At 59.4% G+C, this 18,746-nt stretch carries 19 protein-coding genes; 17 read left to right on the top strand and 2 right to left on the bottom strand.

What is annotated here, in order from left to right; all coding sequences use genetic code 11:
- Nucleotides 1-6 precede the first annotated feature (6 nt).
- A complete protein-coding gene (locus Q8Q08_03195) occupies nt 7-2,019 on the top strand; it encodes a tetratricopeptide repeat protein (protein ID MDP2653018.1) in 2,013 nt (670 codons plus the stop codon).
- Between the two features lie 263 nt (nt 2,020-2,282).
- Complete coding sequence (greA, locus tag Q8Q08_03190) at nt 2,283-2,759, top strand: transcription elongation factor GreA (GenBank protein MDP2653017.1); 477 nt, start codon at nt 2,283-2,285, stop codon at nt 2,757-2,759.
- A 114-nt stretch (nt 2,760-2,873) separates the two neighbouring features.
- On the opposite strand, the gene Q8Q08_03185 is transcribed toward greA, so the two are convergent.
- Complete coding sequence (locus Q8Q08_03185; protein MDP2653016.1) at nt 2,874-4,229, bottom strand: hypothetical protein; 1,356 nt, start codon at nt 4,227-4,229, stop codon at nt 2,874-2,876.
- 9 nt (nt 4,230-4,238) lie between these two features.
- Entirely contained in the window at nt 4,239-4,715 is a 477-nt protein-coding gene (locus Q8Q08_03180) for a hypothetical protein (protein ID MDP2653015.1), read from the bottom strand.
- A 204-nt stretch (nt 4,716-4,919) separates the two neighbouring features.
- Here Q8Q08_03180 and Q8Q08_03175 point away from each other — a divergent pair, with 204 nt between their 5' ends.
- The 15 genes from Q8Q08_03175 to Q8Q08_03105 all read left to right on the top strand — a co-directional run bounded on the left by Q8Q08_03175 (nt 4,920) and on the right by Q8Q08_03105 (nt 18,689).
- Complete coding sequence (locus Q8Q08_03175) at nt 4,920-5,936, top strand: Gfo/Idh/MocA family oxidoreductase (GenBank protein ID MDP2653014.1); 1,017 nt, start codon at nt 4,920-4,922, stop codon at nt 5,934-5,936.
- A gap of 27 nt (nt 5,937-5,963) precedes the next feature.
- A complete protein-coding gene (locus tag Q8Q08_03170) occupies nt 5,964-6,524 on the top strand; it encodes an acyltransferase (GenBank protein ID MDP2653013.1) in 561 nt (186 codons plus the stop codon).
- Nucleotides 6,525-6,577: 53 nt separating this feature from the next.
- On the top strand, nt 6,578-7,309 hold the full coding sequence (locus tag Q8Q08_03165; protein ID MDP2653012.1) for a glycosyltransferase family 2 protein: 732 nt from the start codon (nt 6,578-6,580) through the stop codon (nt 7,307-7,309).
- A 23-nt stretch (nt 7,310-7,332) separates the two neighbouring features.
- Nucleotides 7,333-8,115, top strand: a complete 783-nt coding sequence (locus Q8Q08_03160; GenBank protein MDP2653011.1) for a hypothetical protein — start codon at nt 7,333-7,335, stop codon at nt 8,113-8,115.
- Between the two features lie 48 nt (nt 8,116-8,163).
- Nucleotides 8,164-8,448 (top strand): hypothetical protein, encoded by a 285-nt coding sequence (locus Q8Q08_03155; protein MDP2653010.1) that lies wholly within the window; start codon nt 8,164-8,166, stop codon nt 8,446-8,448.
- The gene (locus Q8Q08_03150) at nt 8,445-9,215 is read left to right on the top strand and encodes an RNA methyltransferase (GenBank protein MDP2653009.1); all 771 of its coding nucleotides are present in this window, start codon (nt 8,445-8,447) and stop codon (nt 9,213-9,215) included. Before Q8Q08_03155 ends, Q8Q08_03150 begins: the two co-directional genes overlap by 4 nt.
- Nucleotides 9,212-9,826, top strand: a complete 615-nt coding sequence (locus Q8Q08_03145; GenBank protein ID MDP2653008.1) for an HD domain-containing protein — start codon at nt 9,212-9,214, stop codon at nt 9,824-9,826. Before Q8Q08_03150 ends, Q8Q08_03145 begins: the two co-directional genes overlap by 4 nt.
- A 33-nt stretch (nt 9,827-9,859) precedes the next feature.
- Nucleotides 9,860-10,639, top strand: coding sequence for a M48 family metallopeptidase (locus Q8Q08_03140; protein ID MDP2653007.1), 780 nt, complete (start codon nt 9,860-9,862; stop codon nt 10,637-10,639).
- Nucleotides 10,640-10,791: 152 nt separating this feature from the next.
- Nucleotides 10,792-11,085 carry a hypothetical protein gene (locus Q8Q08_03135; GenBank protein ID MDP2653006.1) on the top strand — a complete coding sequence of 98 codons (294 nt, stop codon included), beginning with the start codon at nt 10,792-10,794 and terminating at the stop codon, nt 11,083-11,085.
- An 18-nt stretch (nt 11,086-11,103) separates the two neighbouring features.
- A complete protein-coding gene (locus tag Q8Q08_03130) occupies nt 11,104-13,410 on the top strand; it encodes a PAS domain S-box protein (protein MDP2653005.1) in 2,307 nt (768 codons plus the stop codon).
- A gap of 20 nt (nt 13,411-13,430) precedes the next feature.
- Nucleotides 13,431-13,787: an Hpt domain-containing protein gene (locus Q8Q08_03125; GenBank protein ID MDP2653004.1), complete on the top strand. Its 357-nt coding sequence runs from the start codon at nt 13,431-13,433 to the stop codon at nt 13,785-13,787.
- A 34-nt stretch (nt 13,788-13,821) separates the two neighbouring features.
- Entirely contained in the window at nt 13,822-14,844 is a 1,023-nt protein-coding gene (locus Q8Q08_03120; protein MDP2653003.1) for a hypothetical protein, read from the top strand.
- Nucleotides 14,845-14,911: 67 nt separating this feature from the next.
- Nucleotides 14,912-16,726, top strand: coding sequence for a tetratricopeptide repeat protein (locus tag Q8Q08_03115; protein ID MDP2653002.1), 1,815 nt, complete (start codon nt 14,912-14,914; stop codon nt 16,724-16,726).
- 73 nt (nt 16,727-16,799) lie between these two features.
- Nucleotides 16,800-17,483: a hypothetical protein gene (locus tag Q8Q08_03110; protein MDP2653001.1), complete on the top strand. Its 684-nt coding sequence runs from the start codon at nt 16,800-16,802 to the stop codon at nt 17,481-17,483.
- A gap of 3 nt (nt 17,484-17,486) precedes the next feature.
- Entirely contained in the window at nt 17,487-18,689 is a 1,203-nt protein-coding gene (locus Q8Q08_03105; GenBank protein ID MDP2653000.1) for a pyridoxal phosphate-dependent aminotransferase, read from the top strand.
- Nucleotides 18,690-18,746: the final 57 nt, after the last annotated feature.

Genomic DNA, 18,746 nt, shown 5'->3' with positions numbered 1-18,746 from the left:
CATTCCATGGCCTTTCACTGGCTGGTCATTCTGCACCTGGCCCTTTTGGGGGCGTTGATCTACCGCAACGCCTTCGGCGTCCCGTTCATTTTCGACGACATTTACACGGTCGTCAACAATCCCGCCATCCGGGACCTTTCCTCCCTCCGTGGGCTCTGGGTTTATGACCCGTCCCGGTTCCTCACGCACTTGAGTTTCGCGCTGAATTTTCATTTTGGGGAACTGAATGTCCGGGGCTACCATGCCGTCAATATTGTCCTGCACGCGCTCAACGCGATGCTCCTGTATGCCTTGCTGGTCGTCACCTGGGGGCGCGCTTCCCTGCGGCAGTCCCTGGGGGCCCTCCCGGGCCGGTGGCTGGCCTTCGGGGCCGCTGTTTTGTTCCTTTGCCATCCGATCCAGACCCAGGCCGTGACGTATATTTCCCAGCGCTCGACGCTCATGGCCAGTTTTTGTTATCTTTTGACGATCCTCTTGTATTTTCTGGGGAGCGATCTCCGGCGCTGGCGTTATTACGCGGCCGCGATCCTGGTTTTCTTCGCCGGGTTGTTCACGAAACCGATCATCATCAGCCTGCCCTTCGCGCTTCTCCTGTGGGAGATCTTTTTCCTCCGGTGGAAAGGAGGACGGGTCCTCGCGGCGCGGCTGGTGCCATTTTTGATCCTGGCCTGCGGGGTCCCGTTGCTCCTGATGCTTTGGAAATACAGGATCCTGGACGTGGCCTACCTGTCCCAGGTGACGCGGGAAACGGAAGACTACTCGCGGGCCGAATATTTATTCACGCAATTCAACGTCCTGATCCTGTATATCCGGCTGTTGTTTTTTCCCTCCGGCCAGCAGCTGGATTATGATTTTCCCATCAGCCGGGGCTTCTGGGATTTCCCGACCTGGCTGTCTTTCGCCGCCCTGGCGCTCCTCGTTGTCTGGGCTGTCCGCGTTTTCCCGCGGCACCGGCTTTTCTCGTTCGGCATTTTTTGGTGCCTGGTCACGCTCAGCTTGGAGTCGAGCGTGTTCCCGATCAGCGATGTGATCTTCGAACACCGGCTGTATCTCCCGATGGCCGGATTTGCCGTGATGGCGGCCTACGGGATATGGCTTGCGGTCCGGACGCCGGCCCGGTTCCTGCTGGTCATTTATCTCCTGGCCGCCGTGCTGGGGACGTTGACCTATCAGAGGAATTTTTTCTGGCACGACGAATTGAATTTTTATCTGGACATGGCGCGGCGGTCTCCCAACAAGGCGCGGATCAGGAACAATCTGGGGAATTACTATGTCGCGAAGGGCAATCTGGCCGCGGCCGTGAAGGAATATGAAAAGGCCCTTGATCTGGACCCCGCGTTTCCCGAGGCGCTGAACAATCTGGGGAACATTTACGCTGAAACCGGAAGGCGCGAAGAGGGGAAAGCCCTGCTGGAACGCGCCGTGGCCGCCGATCCCCGATTTTATGAGGCGCATTACAACCTGGGATTCCTCCTCTGGGAGCAGGGGCAGGAGGACCCCAGGGCCGCGTGGGACTCTTTTCATAAAGCCCTGGCCGTCAATCCCCGTTTCGCCCCGGCGATCAACGGGCTGGGGCGGATCTGTCTCGCCCGCCGGGACCTGGACCTGGCTAAGTTCTATTTTGAGCACGCGATCCGCGTTGACCCCAGCTACCCGCACAGTTATGAGAACCTGGGAAGTCTTTACATGAGCGCCGGCCTTTATGACGACGCGAAGAACGCGTATTTGCAGGCGATCCGGCGTCGGCCCTCGTTGGCCGTCGCGCGCAACAATCTGGGGAACATCTACGCGATGGAGGGCCTGGACGATCTGGCTCTGCAGGAGTATCAGGCGGCGGTCACGTTCAGTCCGTGCTGGGCCGGAGCCCATTTCAACCTGGCCAATCTCCTGCTCAAGCAGGGGGACCTATCCGGCGCGGAACAGAGCTACCGGAAGGCGCTGGAATGCGCGCAAAAGGAAAACAATCTGTCCATGATCCGGTCCTTGGAGGGAAAACTGGGCGGGATGTCCCCGGAATAGGGCCTGATGAAAATTTTCAGGAAGCCCTTTGTCAGGGGGCGGGGGGATATGTTAGAATTGATTTGAATTTTGCGGAACGGCCCCGCCTGCTTCAGGCGCCGAAATCGATTCTCGATTTCGGACGAAGCAACCGGCGGGGCCTACGGTGGTTTGTCCTCTCTGGGACAAACCATCCAGAGCGGAGTTGAATGGATTCGCGCAGATGAGTTATGTCGTCCGGCACCTCCGGACTCCAGAACTCATGCGCTCATTGAGGAGGATGTATGGGACAGGAAGTTTATTTGACGAGGGCCGGTTTTGAGAAATTGCGGGCCGACCTGGAGAATCTGAAGACGACGGAACGGCGCCGCATCGCCAAGGCGATTGGCGAGGCCCGGGCCCAGGGGGATATTTCCGAGAACGCGGAATACGACGCCGCCAAGGACGCCCAGGCGCACAACGAGGCCAGGATCGCGGATCTGGAATTGAAGCTCGCCAATGTCCGGCTCATCGAAAACGAAAAGATCCCCACCGACAAGGTCTACATCGGCGCGATCGTCACCATCAAGGACGCCGGCACGGGTGAAGACGTGAAATACACCATGGTGTCGTCCGAAGAAGCCAACTACGAAGAAAACAAGATCTCCGTTTTCTCCCCGATCGGCAAGGCCCTGATGGGCCGCCAGGCGGGTGACGATGTCGTTGTCAACGTTCCCGCCGGAGAATTGAAGTACAAAGTCCTCAAGATCGAAAGACCGTAATGAAGTGAAGATAGAAGATAGGAAATGAAGGATGGACTTTATTGCTGAAATCCATCCTCCATCCTCCATCCTCCATCCTCCATCCTCCATCCTCCATCCTCCATCTTCTATCCTCTATCCTCTATCCTCTATCCTCTCCCCCCACAGCGAATAAAAAACCCAGAAAATGATCAGCGGCAGGAGCGAATACAGCACGCGGTGCAGGGTGACTTGCAGCCACCATTTGATCTCGAAGTAGGCGTTGACCTGATAATAGGCCAGGACGACGGTTAGGTAAAGGACGAGAAAAACAGGGATGAACAACACGTCTTTGCGCAGGCAGCGTCCGCCGCTCAAGACCAACCCCGCCAGCAGAATGATCCACAGCCCGTTCCATTTTCCGCTGGTCAATTCCACCCAGAGGAAGGCCGCGGCCCAACGCAGACGGCCGGTGGCCAGGCCGCCGTGTCCGTCGAGCAATCCGTTGACGTAGGTCTGATTGCCGGGCGAGTAGAAAAATTGAAAGAGGACAGTCGGCAGGAAGGCCAGCCCCGCGCCGGCCAGCAGGGCCCGGGCCCGTCTTCCTTTCCCCGCGCCCGAGCTCATCAGCGAGGCCAGGCCGCACAGGACCAGCAGGAACGCCGCGACCGTGCCTTCCGGTTTGGTGAAGCTAAGGAATCCCCAGAAGACTCCCGCCAGGAACAACAGCCGGTCGTCACGGGTTTTTTCCGATGCCAGAAAAACGATCACCCCGGCCAGCAGGTAAAATCCCAGCGTGATGTCGCTGTACTGCCCGATGGTCAGTTTGACGAAAAACGGCAGAGAGATGATCAGTCCCGGGGCCAGCGCGGTCCTGGAATCGCCGGTCAGCCGAAGCAGGCCCGCGGATAACAGCCCCGCGGTCAGCCCGAGGAAGATCAGGGACACGGCCAGAGGTCCGGTTGCGGACGGCGCCGGAAGACAACTCCAGGCCCAGGCGTTGATCAGCGGGAGCAGGAGAGGATAGTGCGGACTGGACCGCCACAGCACCGGATCCAGCATGTTCTGCCAGCGGTCGCCGCCCAGAAAAATGAACCGGGCCTTGAAGTTCCATATGGACCAGGCGTCCCACCCGCCCCAGGGAAAATGCGAGGCATAAACGCAGGCCGTGATCAGCAGGAGCAACAACATCAGGCCGGCCAGGGCCTGCGATGTGTCCACGCGGAACAGCGGGACCATGGGTTGTCCCCGGGCTTTGGTCCCGGACAGATGTTTTTTCGCCAGCGCCGATAGAAGCAGGATGTGAGCGGCGATGACGACTGCCGCGGAAAATTTCCCGCCGAAGACCAGGGTGTAAAAAACAAGATGCCCGCTGACGCCCAGGCCGAGGCCCAGGCCCAGGACCGCGCGCAGGCCGACAGAAAGATTTTCTGACCGGAAGAAAACCCCGATCAGTCCATAACCTGTGAGGAAGGACAAAAAAACAGGAAAAATGATCAAAAGGTCAGTCATGGGGCTTCTCTAAAATAACGGGATTTTTACCTTTTGCCGCCCGCCGGACGCCGCGGGATTCACGGCCAGGATGATCCCGAACGGGTTGCGCTTGAAGGGAACGAGCTGGAATTCCCTGATCCGCACCATGGCCACATCTTCCGACGAACAGTCGAAGATGACGAATTTGTGGCCGGTGTTGTTCAAATCCAGGATGATCGGCGCCAAGACATACTGGGCCTGGGAAAACTGCATGGCGTGTTCATTGATGTCCAGGTTTTTGTCCGTGTAATAGCCGATGCGGGAGGCCCCGGGGATGAAGTCGTTCAGGCCGAGGAATTTGTTCCCCGGCAGGGGATAAGGGGCGATGGCCCGCTGGCGGTGTGTCCGGACCGTCTCCGCGATGAGCTGCGCGGCATTGACCAGGGTCGCAGCCAGGGCCGCCAGGATGAACACGGCCTGCGCGGCCTGCGGGAAACGGAATGGGGGGAGTTGGCGTTTTGTCATGTTTTTCGGAATGCCCGGAATGATAAGCATTTTACACCAAGGAAAATGGCAATGCCAATCCCATCGCGGAATTTTCCCGGGCCCCGCGGGGACCGGACCCCGGGGACAGCGGAAACCGAAACGCAATAAATGCTTTTTTATTCACTTTTTCACAAGTATAATGATTGTCGTTTAGCCCATCAGCGAAGAAAGGAGCGCCGTCTCTTGGTTACCATCGGTGTCATCGGGGCCGGGCATTGGGGCCCCAATCATATCCGCATCTTCAATCAGACCGCCAACTCCCGGGTCGCCGCCTGCGCCGATCTGGACGCCGGCCGGCTGAAGTCGATCAAGGCGCTTTACCCCCAGATCGCGGCCACCCCGGACTACCGGGAGATCCTCACGAACCCGGATATCCAGGCGGTCTGTGTCGCGACCCCGACCAACACGCATTTCAAGATCACCAAAGAGGCTCTCGAGCACGACAAGCACGTGCTTTGCGAAAAACCGCTGGCCCTCACGCCGGAGGAATGCCGCGAGCTCAAGGCCGTGGCGGAGCGCCGGAACCGGTGGCTGATGGTGGGGCACATCTTTTTGTTCAACCCCGGGATCAAATGGCTGAAAGAATATATCCAGTCCGGGGAGCTCGGAGAGATCCAGTACGCCCATTCCGAGCGCACCAACCTCGGGCCTTTCCGCTATGACGTCAACGCCCTGTGGGACCTGGCCCCGCACGACATTTCCATTTTCAATTATCTGTTCGACGCCGCGCCCGTGAACGTCTCGGCCCGCGGGCAAAAATGCCTGGGCACGTCCCAGGAGGACCTGGCCTTTGTGTCCATGGAATACCCCCCCAAGATCCTGGCCAATATCCACGTGAGCTGGCTGGACCCCAAGAAGGTCCGGCAGATCACGATCGTCGGCAACAAGAAAATGGTGGTGTGGGACGACCTGGACAACGCCGGGCCGATCAAGCTTTTCGACAAGCACGTCGAAAAAACGGCGACGTTTTACGAAACCTACGGGGAGTTCCAGCTGTTGTCCCGCGTGGGGAGCATCACGATTCCGAACATCGAGCTCGGCGAGCCGTTGAAGGCCCAGGCCCAGTATTTTATCCAGTGCATCGAAAAGAACCAGCCGCCCCTGCTCTCGGACGCCCAGAAAGGCCACGACGTGGTCATGACACTGTGCGCGGCCCAGAAATCCATCGAGCAGAACGGCGCGCCGGTGGATATCCGCTGAAGGTTTTTAAAACCGAGGACCTGCTCCATGAAATTTTTCCAGCACGAAAAAGCCCTGGTCAGCCCGAAAGCCAAGATCGGGGACGAGACCCGCGTCTGGGCGTTCGTGAACGTCCAGGACGGGGCGGTCATCGGCCGGGGATGCAACATCTGCGACGGGTGCTTCATCGAGAAAGGGTCTGTGATCGGCGATAATGTCACGCTCAAGAACCGCGTGCACGTCTTCGAAGGGATCACCCTCGAAGATGACGTGTTCTGCGGGGCCAACACCGCCTTCATCAATGACCGTTACCCCCGCAGCAACCGCAAGGACAAATGGGTCCTGGAAACGACGCTCGTAAAAAAGGGCGCCAGCATCGGCAGCAACGCGACCATCCTCTGCGGGATCACGATCGGGGAATACGCCTTTGTCGGAGCCGGCAGCGTGGTCACCCGGGACGTTCCTTCGCACGCGATCGTGGTGGGGAACCCCGCGCGGCTGAAGGGATACGCGTGCCATTGCGGACGCAAGCTGAGCGAAACCCTGGAATGCCCCCACTGCCACAACCGTTATGTCCGCCAGGGTGAAGCCGTTGTTTTAAAAACGTAGTGTGACGGTTGCCGTTTCAAAGATGAAAAATCGAGATCTCTTCGGTATCCCCCATGCCTAAAGTCCTTGTTTGTCCCGTGGCCTATAACGAAAACGTCAAGTTGAGGAGCGCCATCGAGCGTTTCCTGAAAAGCCCGGCCCGCGGCCGGGCGGATTACCTGATCGTGGACGACTGCTCGACCGACGGGACGACCGAGATGATCCGCTCGTTCGCGGACCGCGGGGTGGGCACGATCCGACACGGCCGGCGAAGCGGGGTGGGGGCCGCCATCCGCACGGCGGTCAAGCACGCCCTGTCGTCGGGGTACGACGTGCTCGTGATCATGGCGGGCAACGACAAAGACAATCCCGATGAGATCCCGGCCCTGCTCGCCCCGATCCTCGACGAGAACTGTGACATCGTCCAGGGGTCGAGGTACATCGGCGGGAACCGGGTCGGCGGGGACATGCCGTATTACCGGAAACTGGCCACCCGGCTGCATCCGTTTCTGATGTCGCTGGTCGCGCGCCGCCGGGTCACGGACAGCACCAACGGGTTCCGGGCCATGCGCACGGCGGTCTTTCGCGACGCGCGGGTCAACATCGACCAGGACTGGCTGGACGCCTATGAGCTTGAGCCGTATATCCTTTTCAAGGCCATCACGCTCGGGTACCGTTTCCGCGAAGTGCCTGTCACCAAGATCTATCCCCCACGCAAGCTCGGCTACACGAAAATGCGTCCCATCCTGGGATGGTGGAGCATCCTCAGGCCCCTGGTGTATCTCGGCCTGGGGATCAAGAAGTAACATCAGCCGCAAGAGGCCAAGCCGTGAAGAAATGCATCCGTTGCGATGTCGTCTTCCAATTCAACGACAGGACCCACTGCATTTATTGCGACGCCCTGCTGATCACGGTGTCAGAGGCCACGGCCGGCGCTGCCCTTGGGGCGATCAGCTCCGGCGCCGAGCTCATCAGCAAATTGGTCAAGGACAAGGGCCGGACATGGCGCAGCCGCAGTGAATATATCATCGGCAGTTATTTCCGCACCCGGACGTTCCGTTTCATGTATTTCTTCAGCCGCAATGAATTCAAGCTCGGCAAAGGGTATCCCCGGATACTGATCCAGCCGTTGTCCGCCGTGTCGTTCCTGTCCCTGCCGTGGGTGCTCTACAACATCGCGGATTCGGTCATCTTTTGGTTCCGCCATTCCGGCTACTGCGAAAAGTGCAAATGCAAATACGTGCCCAAGCCCGGGCTGATCGGCCATGAAACGAACGAATGCGAATACAACCGGGAATACTTTGCCATTGTCACCGACATCCTCAACGGCCGGATCACCCAGACCGAGGAGCGGTATTACAAGGAAGGGGCGGAGAAATTCTGGCAGGGGAGGCGCAGCGCCTATCTGGACCTGTGCAAAAACAAAGAGGGGAAAGAGGCGTTCTGGGACATCCTGAGCATCTGGTTCTCGGTGTGCGTGATCTTAACCGCGCTGGTGTGGATAACCCTGCCCTGGACGATCCGGGCCATCCAGCATCTCGAGTCCCTGGAACAATCTGAGCAGGAAAGGCGGGAAAGTTCTCAGATAAATGATTCTCCTTCAGCCGATTAAGAGATATAATATCTGCGATATCAAGAAGCGCAAACAAGAGAGGACAGAATGAGATACCTTATGTTGACCGTGGTCCTGTTGGCCGCGGCCGGGTGCGCTTCCGGGACCGAGCGCCTGCAGACGATCATGGACGACCCGTCGGCGATCCTGGCGGATCCGGACTTTGCCCAGTACCAGGAGCAGTCGGATGCGCTCGAAAGCCGGTACCTGCGCAAGGACATCACGTACGCCGAGTATCTTGAGCGGAAAAAACAACTCGATGAACAATACGCCGGTCACGTTCAGAAGCAGAGGGAGACCGTCGAGAATCCGGACGTCCGGTCTCAACCATGAGAATTTACGGCAGAAACCCGGTCCTGGAACGGCTCAAGACGAACCCGCAGAGCATCAAAAAGCTTTTCGTCCAGGAAGGCCATCCGGAGACCGGTTACGTCCAGAAAAAAGCGAGAAAACACGGCATCCCCATGGTGTCGGTGCCGTATTCCAAGATTTTGAAGCTGGCCCGGAACGTCAACACGCAGGGGATCCTGGCCGAGACGTCGGATTTCGCCTATGTGCCGTTCGGCGAAATGGCCGAAACGGCCCTGAGCAAGGGACAGACCCTGGTTTTTCTCGACGGGCTTAACGATCCCCAGAATCTGGGTTCGATCATCCGCGGCCTGTCCTGCCTGGGAGGGTTCGGGATCGTGATCCCGAAGCATGATTCCGTGGATGTCACGGAGTCGGTCCTGCGCGTGGCGTCCGGCGCCGACAATTTCATTTCCGTCTCCCGCGTGTCCAACCTGACCCAGGCCATCGACACGGTCAAGGAGGCCGGGTTCTGGGCGGCCGGTGCGGTGGTCGAGGGAGGACAGGATGTCCGCGCCGTTCCCCTGCCGTTTCCGCTGGCGCTGGTGGTCGGCTCGGAGCAGAAGGGCATCCGCGACGTCGTCAAAAAACATTTGGATGTGGAAGTGACGATCCCCATGGCTCATCCTCGCCTGTCGCTCAACGTGGCGCAGGCCACGCTGGTCATGGCCTATGAGATTTTTCGGCAGAAGAGAACATCGGCCGCGCCGTCCCGGGCCGGGGCGTCCTCCGGCGGGGAGAAGCATTCATGAGAACCGGGAAAAAGACATCGCGGGGACCATCCCGCGGCGACCTCACCGCCGCGCTGAATTTCTTCGCCGAAGCCGGCCTGCTGAAAAAGGTGAAGCGCAGCGGATGGTGGGTGGCGGGGATCAAGGACCCGGAGAGCGTCGCCGAGCACAGCTTCCGCACCGCCGTGATCGGTTTTTATCTGGCCTACCTGGAAGGGGTGGACCCGTTCCAGGTGATGACCATGTGTCTGTTCAACGACATCCATGAGGCGCGGATCAACGACCTGCACAAGATGGGCCATTTTTATATCAATTTCAAGGAAGCGGAAAAGAAGGTCTTCGCCGACCAGATGAAGGCCCTGGCCCCGTCGGTGAGAAAAAAGCTCGAGGAGTTCCGCCGCCATTACGACGACCAGCAGTCGCCGGAAAGCCTTGTCGCGCGGGACGCCGACATCCTGGAGTGCCTTTTGCAGGCCAAGGAATATTACGACGAAGGGTATCTGGGCGCGCGCCTGTTCTTCGCGCGGGCCCCGAAGTTTCTCAAGAGCGCCGGGGCCCGGAAACTCTGGGGCCAGATCCGGCGGTGGAAAAGCCACGGCTGGTGGCAGAACGTGGTGAGTTTTCAGCGGTGACCGGCCGGGGTGTCAGCAAGGATGATGTTCCGTATGCATCGGGAATTCGCGGCGCGTTTTTTGAGCGCGCTGATCTTGGCGGTGTCCGTAACGGGGTGCGCGAGCTTAGGGTCGTATAACGCGGCCACCCAGCGCCGGGAGTTCATTTTCATCCCGACGGACTACGAAGTGTCCATGGGGCAGGACGTCCACCGCCAGATCATGGAGCAGTACAAGCCGTCGGACAATAAGGCCCAGGCGGCGCGGCTGGAGCGGATCGGGCAGAAGCTCGCCCAGGTGTCGGACCGCCAGGATTACGAATACCATTTTTTTCTCGTCGACTCCAAGGACCTCAACGCCTTCACCACCCCCGGGGGCAACATCTACATGCACACGGGGCTGATGGACCGCATGAAATCCGACGATGAGGTGGCCGCGGTCCTGGCGCATGAGATCGGCCACTGCGCGGCCCGGCACACGGTCAAGAAGTTCCAGGCCGCGGTCGGGTACGACCTGATCAGCGGCATCATCCTGAACCAGGTGACCAAACAGGAGCAGACCCGGCAGATCGCCGCCCTGGGAACCGGGGCCGTCATGAATCTGGTTTTTTCTTCGTACAGCCGCAAGGACGAATACGAGGCCGACCGGCTCGGGTTGAAGTATATGTCTCTGGCCGGATACGACATGGACGGGATGGTGAAAACCTTCGAGATCCTCAATCAGGAGTCGAAGGGCCCCGAGGTCCCGCTGTTGCTGCGGTCCCACCCGTATCTGGAGGACCGCATCGCGGCCGTGAAAAAAGAGCAGGAACGGATCAGGACAGAAGGCCTGTGATTCCGTCCCGGCTGCCCCGACCGCTTTGCAGGGAAAGACGGCCGGGATCAATGGTTTGGTCCCTCTGGCCCAAACCACCCTGAACGGAATGGAGTGGGTCCGTCCCGCTTCTTGCTTTCGCAAGAAAGCAGCGGGACTCATTGAGGTGCACAATGGAAAGAATCGGCAGGGCTGCCAGCAAGATCGCGCAAGGCAATATTTTTGTTTATAATTTTATCGTTGTTGCGCTGTCGTTCATGTTTTCGCTTCTGCTGTATCTGGTCGCCGGGTCTTCGATCATCCTGGCGCTGGCCATCATCGGGTATGTGGCCAACGGGGTGACCACCACGGATATCAGCCAGGAGTGGAGGGCGATCATCAAGGTGTGCATGGCGTCTCTGACGGCCGTTGTCGTCACTTTTAATTTCTTGGCGATCCTGAAAAATGCCAGGATCAAGATGAAGTAAGGTAGCGTCCTTTCACGTATGCCGCAAAAAAATAAACAGGAACCATTCGCGTTCGGCAATCTCGTGTCCCGGCTGGGACTGGGCGCCTTCCGCCGTCTTCCCGGGGCCCGGAGCAAGTTTGTTTTTGCGAATCCCGTCCTGGGGGGGATCCTGGGATACTCGTCGGACGAGATCCTGGAAATGGCGTGGGGCCAGCTGTTCGTTGACCCGGCGAAACCGCGGGAACTCGACCTCCGGATCTCGGAGGCGGGGTTCTGCGTCTATGAAGAGGTCCGGCTGAAGGCCAAGGACAAGACCGCGGTGACCTGCCTGATGAGCTGCCGGGCGGTGAAGGACGGGCGGGGCCGGGTCCTCTGGATCGACGGGATCGTTGAGGAAGCGGCGATCCACAAAAAGTTCGAAAAGGACCTCCTGGAGTCAAGGGAACTCTTCCGCCTGGTGTTCAACAACTCGGCGGCCGCCATCACCGTGACGGACAAGGAGCACAGGATCATCGCCTGGAACCCTTACGCCGAAAAATTTCTCGGCATGGACAAAAAAGATCTGTTCAACACGTTCGTCAAGGAACTTTATCCGTCGGCCGAGTGGCAGCGGCTGCAGACGCTCGGCATCCGGCAGAGAGGGATGCTTTCCGACATCGAGACCCAGGTCCGGCGCAAGGACGGCAGCGTCCTGGACGTCAATCTGTCGGTGTCGGTCATCAAGGACTCGGGAGGCGTCGTCATCGGCACGATCGGGATCATGAACGACATCACCCGGCAGAAGACCGCCGAGCGCCGGATCAAGGAGTCCGAGAACAAGATCCGCATCATCCTGGACAACTCCGCGGTGGCCATCACGCTCACCGATGAGCAGGACCGCCTGGTCTCCTGGAACCGTTACGCCGAACAGCTCCTGGGATTCTCGCGGGAAGAGCTTTATCTGAAGCCCGTGAAATCGCTGTATCCGGCCGAAGAGCATGACAAAATCCGGAGCGCGGAGATCCGCAAATACGGCTCGCGCCATCACTTGGAGACCCGGGTCTTGAAAAAGGACGGGACCCTCATCGACGTGGACCTTTCGGTCAACGTCCTCAAGGGATCGAACGACCAGGTTATCGGGTCGGTGGGGATCATGCAGGACATCACGGAACAGAAACGGTTCCAGCAGATGCTCCTGCAGGCCAAGACCATCGCCGAGGAGGCCAACAGCGCCAAGAGCCTGTTCCTGGCCAATATGTCGCACGAGGTTCGGACCCCGATGAACACCATTTTGGGGATGATCGATTTGACCCTGGACACGGAGATGTCTCTCGAACAGCGCGACAATCTCTCTACGGCCAAGGACGCCGCCGACATCCTGCTGAGCCTGCTGAACGATATCATCGACCTGTCCCGCGTGGAGGCCGGTAAGATCCAGCTTGAGCAGATCGAGATGAACATCCACAATATCGTCAAAAGCGTGTGCAAGGGGCTTTCCGTCCTGGCGCAGAACAAGAAGCTTGAGCTGGCGTGGGACGTGGACCCGGCCGTGCCGGAGACCCTGGTCGGAGACCCGGTCCGCGTCCGGCAGGTCCTGGTCAACCTCATCAACAACGCGATCAAATTCACGTTTCAGGGCAAGATCGTCACCAGCGTGAGGGTGGAGGGCGCCGAAGGAGACGAACTCGAGCTGCGGTTCGCGGTCGCGGATGAAGGCATCGGCATTCCCAAAGACAAACAGAACGCTATTTTTGACGTCTTCACCCAGGCGGACCCGTCGACCACGCGCCGTTTCGGCGGCACCGGGCTTGGGCTGTCGATCTCCAAAAGGCTGGTGGAGATGATGAACGGCCGGATTTGGGTGGAGAGCGAGGAATTCAAAGGGAGCACGTTTTCCTTCACGGCGCGGCTGAAGACCGTTCCGGAAAAGAGGGAGGTCCCCGCCCCGGCGCCGGACTTTGCCGAGCCGTCGGGAGACAAGCCGCTCAGGGAGATCAAGGACCTGGCGATCCTCCTCGCGGAGGACAACATTGTCAACCAGAAGATCGCCGCGCGCATGCTGGAAAAGCGCGGCTGGAAGGTCAAGGCCGTCGAGAACGGGCAGGCGGTCCTGGACCTGATGGCGAAGGAAAAATTTGATTTGATCCTCATGGACGCGCAGATGCCGATCATGGACGGCTTTGAGGCCACGCGCCTGATCCGCGAGCAGGAGAAGGCGACGAAGAAGCACATCCCCATCATCGCGCTGACCGCCCGCGCCATGACGGCGGACAGGACCCAGTGCCTTCAGAGCGGCATGGACGGCTACGTGTCCAAGCCCATCGACAGGCAGAAATTGTACGAGGCCATTGAACAACTTTTTTGAAAACCGGAAATGGAGACACCATGGATAAAAGCATCTTTGATCTCGAGGACGTTCTCGAACGCGTGCAGGGGGACAAGGACCTTCTCCTGGAGCTGATGGACATTTTTTCTGAGGATTACGCGGAGAAAAAGGATATCCTTCTGGATCTCCTGGAGGACGTCAACTTTGAGGAGATTCGGAACGTCGCCCACTCCATCAAGGGGGCGGCCGGCAACATTTCCGCCAAGTCGGTTCACGCTGTCGCGGAGAGGATAGAGAAGATGGCGGAGCACAAGGAACAAAAGGACCTCGGGGACGCCCTGCGCAAGATGGACGAAGAGTTCGCCAAGCTGGTCATCTGCATGGACGAGGTCCGGCGCGAGTTTGGAACGTCCTGACCCCTTGCCGGGCCGCTGAGGAGGCGGCGCTGTCATGAGAAAGCATGTCCTACCGTTTTTGATCCTGCTGGCGATTGTCGCCGGTGTGCTGTATTTTCTCCTCAATTCCCCCTGGCTGCTGTCCAAGATCATCCCGTCCATGGCCGCGAAATATCTGCCGGCGTTTCCCCTTCAGACTTTTACCATCGGCGACCAGGAATACAAGGCCCCGGACACGATCGTGCTGAAAAACGTCAAGGCCCTGGTGAAGTATAAGAACGGGCTTTGGGACGAATTCCTTGCCGAAGAGGTGACGATCTACGATTTTTTTGCCATTCCCAAACTGCCGCACAAATTCCGCGCGGACATCCGGGGGATCCGGATGGAAGGCCCCGGGAGATCTGGCGAGGGCTTGACGGTCAAGATCCTGCTGACCGCCAAGCAGGGGGACATCGCCCGGGCCGAGGGGGTTGTTTACGGGGGGCCGTTCACTTGGGAAGGTTACCGGTTCGACCGCCTCCAGGGCAGGATCGATGCCGATTATACGAAGATCCAGATCCTGGAAGCCGTGGTGGAGGCCTATGGCGGGGAGGGAAAAGGGCAGGTCCTTGTGGAGCGTACGCCGGACCCCGCGTATATTTTTTGGTTTGAATTCAGCCGACTGAGGCCGGAATCGCTCACAGCGGTCAACCGCGGCGTGTTTTCCTTGCTGCAGGGCGCGATTGACGGGTCCGTCCGCCTGAAAGGGCGGCCCAGCCGGATGGAATTCTTGACCATCACCGCCCAGCTTGCGGCCGGCGGGACCGTTCAGCCGGAATTGATCCGCAACATCGTCCGGATGGGAGATAGCCTCGGCAAGGCCGAGGCCGGGTTCCTCGAAGGGCAAACGGCCCCGATCGTGCTGGACAAAGGCGTGTTCAATTTTCAGAGCGGACAGCCCACGCAGGGGATGGCCACCGTTGAGCTTTCGAGTTCGCAATCCGACTTTGAGGTCAAAACCATGCATGAGATCCGGCTGCCCCAGGGGGCCTCGCAGTTTCTGATGAACACCGCCAAGCAGGACCTGCCGGCCCGGTGAACCCTTCTCCCTGCGAAATTGCGCCGCCGACGCTCCTCCAGGTCGGGGCCCATTGAAAAAAACTTCCATGCTGTCTTCCCGCCCGGCGCTGTTGCTGGAAAAAATCGCCAACCCTCGGACCGCTCTTGTCCTGCTCGCCGGTTTGGGGGCCGCGGCCTATGTCAACGCCATCCCGCATCCGTTTGTCCATGACGATGTTGTTTTTATCCAGAATAATCCTCTGATCAGGGACTGGGACCTGGCCCGGATATTTGCCCCGGCCGCCGCCCGTCCCGCCGGAGAGTTGATCAATCCGTATTACCGCCCAGTCCTGGATATCCTTTACCGGCTTTTGTATGCCGTGTCCGGCGGCAACCCGCATGGATTTCACGCTTTTAACGCGGCCCTGCATATTTTCAACGGCGGTCTGCTCTATTTGCTGATGAGCCGGATCCTGCGCCGGCCGGCCTTCGCGTTCGGCGTAGCGGCGCTGTTCCTGCTCCACCCGGTGCAGACGGAACCCGTGGCCTGTATCGCCGGGGTTTCCAACCTTTTTTTCGCGGGGCTGTTTCTTGGGATTTTTCATCTGTACCTGAACGTTCAGGAACAAGAGGGCGGCCGGCGTTTCCTGACGGTGACAGCGGCCGCGGTGTTGTTTGCCGTCGCCCTGCTGTCCAAAGAGCAGGCGGCGGTCCTGCCGGTCTTGCTGTTATGGTATGAGGCGGCATACCGGGGCGGCGGAAACCGGAAACCGGCGGCCGGAGGGCGGGTCACGATTTGGGTCCTGGCCGGGATACTACTTTCCTATTTTCTCTTTCGCAAGATTTTTCTGGGCCAATGGCTGGTGCCCTTGCTGGATCACCGGGAGGAATTGTTTTTAAGGCTGCTCGCCGTGCCCCGGATGATCCTGACGGACCTGCAGCTTCTGTCCTGGCCCGCGGGCCTGCATTATTACCGGAGCATCGATGTCCTCTCCCCGTCGGCGGGAGGATGGCTCGGGCTGGGGGCTGTTCTGGTGATGATGTCCGCGGCGGTCCGGCGGTCCCGCGGGACCGCCCGGCAGGATTTGGTCTTCGGGTTGGGCTGGTTTTTCATCACGCTGGCCCCGACGCTCAACGTCCTTCCGCTCATCCACGAATATTCTTTTGTCGCGGCCTTTGAGCATTTTTTGTATCTTCCGGCGGCGGGGTTTGCGGTTGTGGCCCTTGGCGTGGGCAGGGACATGTTTAATCGGATTTTTAAGTCCCGGGCCGCAGACGCGGGGGTGATCTGTTTCGGTGTGATCCTGCTTGCCTGCGCCGGATTGACGATCCGGCAGAACACGTTTTGGCGCGGGGAGGTCCCGCTTTTTGAACGGGCCGTGCGCTATGAGCCGGGGATAGGGCGCCTGCGCGCCCTGCTGGGACGCGCGTATTATTTTGAAGGCCGGCAGGAGCAAGCCGCGGAGGAATTCCACCGGGCGGCGGAGATTTTTAACGGCTACGCCGCCAGGGCCGGAGACCCTCGGGCCAGATCATTTTATTTGTCTCTGCTCAAAGGGGTCCATTCTGACTGGGCGCACAGTCATGAAGCCCGGGGGGACTTGAAGGCCGCGGTCGCGCAGTATGAAAAGGCCCTGGTCATTGACCCCGCGGATGCCGTGGTGGAAAACAATCTGGGCACGGTCTACGCGCGCATGGGCTGGGTGAATCTTGCCCGGCAGCATTTCGAGAAGGCCGTCGAGCTGGACCCCCGCGACCCGAAGGCCCTGACCAACCTCGCCGTGTGCCTGATTTTGCAGGGGCACCCGGACCGGGCCGAGGTTTTTTTGCGCAAGGCCCTGGAGATCGATCCCCAGTTTGCCCCGGCGCGTTCCAACTGGGAGAGCCTGCGGGGACAGAAACGGGCGCCCGGAAAGACTTGATTAATGGGGGGTTTTGCGGTATCGTTGTTTTCATGTTGAGAAAATATTCTTTTTTGCAGGGAGGTTTTGAATCATGTCCTTGGAAATGATGGCCCTCATCGTGATCGTCGGGATCATCCTGTTTCTTCTGGTGCTGTGGCTTTTGCCGACCGAGAAAAGCCGCCGCCGCAGGCCGGACGCGCCCAAGATCGAAGACCCGGACGCGCAGAAAGACTGGAAGGCGGCCTGCCTGAAGATGGAGAAGCACATCCTGGAGCTGCGCGCCGAAGTCGTGGCCTTCGAGAAAAAGGCCAAGTTGGCCGAAAAAGAGCTGGCCGTTGAGCGCGAGAAGTACAAAAAACTCCAGGAGAAGATGTCCCAGGAGCGCGGATGGCAGAAGAAGGAAGAGGCCGACGTGGAAAAACGTGCGCGCGAGTTCCAGGCCCTGAAGGAAAATCTTCAACGGAGCGAGGCCAAGCTCGAGGAGGAGCACACCCAGCGGCTGATGCTTGAGCGCGAGGCCAAGGAGCTGCGGCAGAATTTCACGAATGAATCCGCGGCCCGGAAGGCGCTGGAATCCGAGATCCTGAAATTGAAGGCCCAGGGGGAGGTTGACCGGAAGGACCTCCTGGAACTGCGCGAGATCAATTCCCGGATGCAGAAAAAGGCCGAAGACACCACGTTCATCGCCAAGTCCGAATATGACAAGCTGGAAATTTTGTTGAAGGACCGGGAGAAGGAGATTACCCGCCTGAAACGGCCGACGGGAGCGGCGTGAGGCATGGATCGGCGTAAAACCCAGCAGAACAGGGAAGAAAAAATCCGGTTCTCCCGCCGCACAGACTGGGAATTGTCGGCTAACCGTCTGACGTCCCTCTGGGAGGATCTGCGGCGCGGCGGCCAGGTCTATGACCTGACCGAGTCCAACCCCACGCGTTGCGGGTTTGCCTACCCTTCAGACCGGATCCTGCCGGCCCTGTCCAGCCCGGATAATCTTTCGTACCTCCCGCATCCCCAGGGTTTGGCGGCGGCGCGGGAGGAGGTGTGCCGTTATTACCGGCGGTTCAGGCTTCCCGTGGATCCGTCGCAGGTTTTTTTAACGTCCAGCACCTCCGAGGCCTACAGTTTTCTGTTCCGGCTTCTGGCCGACCCGGACGATCGGGTCCTGTTTCCCCGCCCCAGCTATCCTCTTTTTCAATTTTTGGTGGACCTCAGCGATATCGTGATGGATTTTTATTCCCTGGCTTATGCCGGCGGGTGGACCGTCGATTTTGAATCCCTGGCATCGGAGATCCGGGACCGGACCAGGGCCATCGCCCTGGTCAATCCCAACAATCCGACGGGGTCGTATGTTTCTCCTGACGAGCGCGGCCGGTTGAACCGGATCTGCCGGGAGAAGGGCCTGGCCCTGATTAGCGATGAAGTTTTTCTGGATTATTCCTGGAAAGACCCGAACCCCGGGAGGTTTTCCCTGGCCGGCCAGCAGGAAGCGCTGACATTTGTGCTGGGCGGCGTGTCCAAGGCCCTGGCCCTGCCGCAGATGAAATTGTCCTGGATCGTTGTGAGCGGCCCGGCTGAGGAAACCCGGGAGGCGGCCCGGCGGCTGGAGGTGATCGCCGACACGTATCTGTCGGTGAACACGCCGGTCCAGAACGCCCTGCCGGCGTGGTCCGCCTGCCAGGAGGAGATCCAGACCCAGGCCCGGGCGCGGGTCAGGCAGAACCGTGAATTTGTAGAACAGCACCTGCCCCCGGGAACGGAATGCCTCTCGGCCCAGGCCGGCTGGTATGCGGTCCTGCGTTTGTCTCCGGACATTTCCGAGGAAGAACTGGCCTTGAATCTGCTGGAAAAACACCGGGTCTATGTCCACCCCGGGTATTTTTTTGATTTTGAGGACGGGGCCCATCTGGTGATCAGCCTTTTGCCGGAGCCGCAGATCTTTCAGGAAGGCTTCCGGCGGCTGGGCCTCCAGCTGGCGGCTTGATCCGCGGGCTTGCAATCCGGCCATATTCTGTTAATATGAATAATTATTGATTTTGAA

It is taken from the genome of Candidatus Omnitrophota bacterium (assembly GCA_030688425.1).
Taxonomy (GTDB): domain Bacteria; phylum Omnitrophota; class Gorgyraeia; order Zapsychrales; family JANLHA01; genus JAUYIB01.
This window is presented reverse-complemented; position numbering and strand designations above follow the sequence as displayed.

Excerpts from the sequence above, each read along its gene's own strand:
- Q8Q08_03130 (MDP2653005.1), top strand. The coding sequence starts at position 11,104 with ATGCCGCAAAAAAATAAACAGGAACCATTCGCGTTCGGCAATCTCGTG.
- Q8Q08_03105 (MDP2653000.1), top strand. The coding sequence starts at position 17,487 with ATGGATCGGCGTAAAACCCAGCAGAACAGGGAAGAAAAAATCCGGTTC.
- Q8Q08_03115 (MDP2653002.1), top strand. The coding sequence starts at position 14,912 with ATGCTGTCTTCCCGCCCGGCGCTGTTGCTGGAAAAAATCGCCAACCCT.
- Q8Q08_03170 (MDP2653013.1), top strand. The coding sequence starts at position 5,964 with ATGAAATTTTTCCAGCACGAAAAAGCCCTGGTCAGCCCGAAAGCCAAG.
- greA (MDP2653017.1), top strand. The coding sequence starts at position 2,283 with ATGGGACAGGAAGTTTATTTGACGAGGGCCGGTTTTGAGAAATTGCGG.
- Q8Q08_03195 (MDP2653018.1), top strand. The coding sequence starts at position 7 with ATGGCCTTTCACTGGCTGGTCATTCTGCACCTGGCCCTTTTGGGGGCG.
- Q8Q08_03110 (MDP2653001.1), top strand. The coding sequence starts at position 16,800 with ATGTCCTTGGAAATGATGGCCCTCATCGTGATCGTCGGGATCATCCTG.
- Q8Q08_03185 (MDP2653016.1), bottom strand. The coding sequence starts at position 4,229 with ATGACTGACCTTTTGATCATTTTTCCTGTTTTTTTGTCCTTCCTCACA.
- Q8Q08_03135 (MDP2653006.1), top strand. The coding sequence starts at position 10,792 with ATGGAAAGAATCGGCAGGGCTGCCAGCAAGATCGCGCAAGGCAATATT.
- Q8Q08_03165 (MDP2653012.1), top strand. The coding sequence starts at position 6,578 with ATGCCTAAAGTCCTTGTTTGTCCCGTGGCCTATAACGAAAACGTCAAG.
- Q8Q08_03120 (MDP2653003.1), top strand. The coding sequence starts at position 13,822 with ATGAGAAAGCATGTCCTACCGTTTTTGATCCTGCTGGCGATTGTCGCC.
- Q8Q08_03180 (MDP2653015.1), bottom strand. The coding sequence starts at position 4,715 with ATGACAAAACGCCAACTCCCCCCATTCCGTTTCCCGCAGGCCGCGCAG.
- Q8Q08_03155 (MDP2653010.1), top strand. The coding sequence starts at position 8,164 with ATGAGATACCTTATGTTGACCGTGGTCCTGTTGGCCGCGGCCGGGTGC.
- Q8Q08_03125 (MDP2653004.1), top strand. The coding sequence starts at position 13,431 with ATGGATAAAAGCATCTTTGATCTCGAGGACGTTCTCGAACGCGTGCAG.
- Q8Q08_03150 (MDP2653009.1), top strand. The coding sequence starts at position 8,445 with ATGAGAATTTACGGCAGAAACCCGGTCCTGGAACGGCTCAAGACGAAC.
- Q8Q08_03145 (MDP2653008.1), top strand. The coding sequence starts at position 9,212 with ATGAGAACCGGGAAAAAGACATCGCGGGGACCATCCCGCGGCGACCTC.
- Q8Q08_03140 (MDP2653007.1), top strand. The coding sequence starts at position 9,860 with ATGCATCGGGAATTCGCGGCGCGTTTTTTGAGCGCGCTGATCTTGGCG.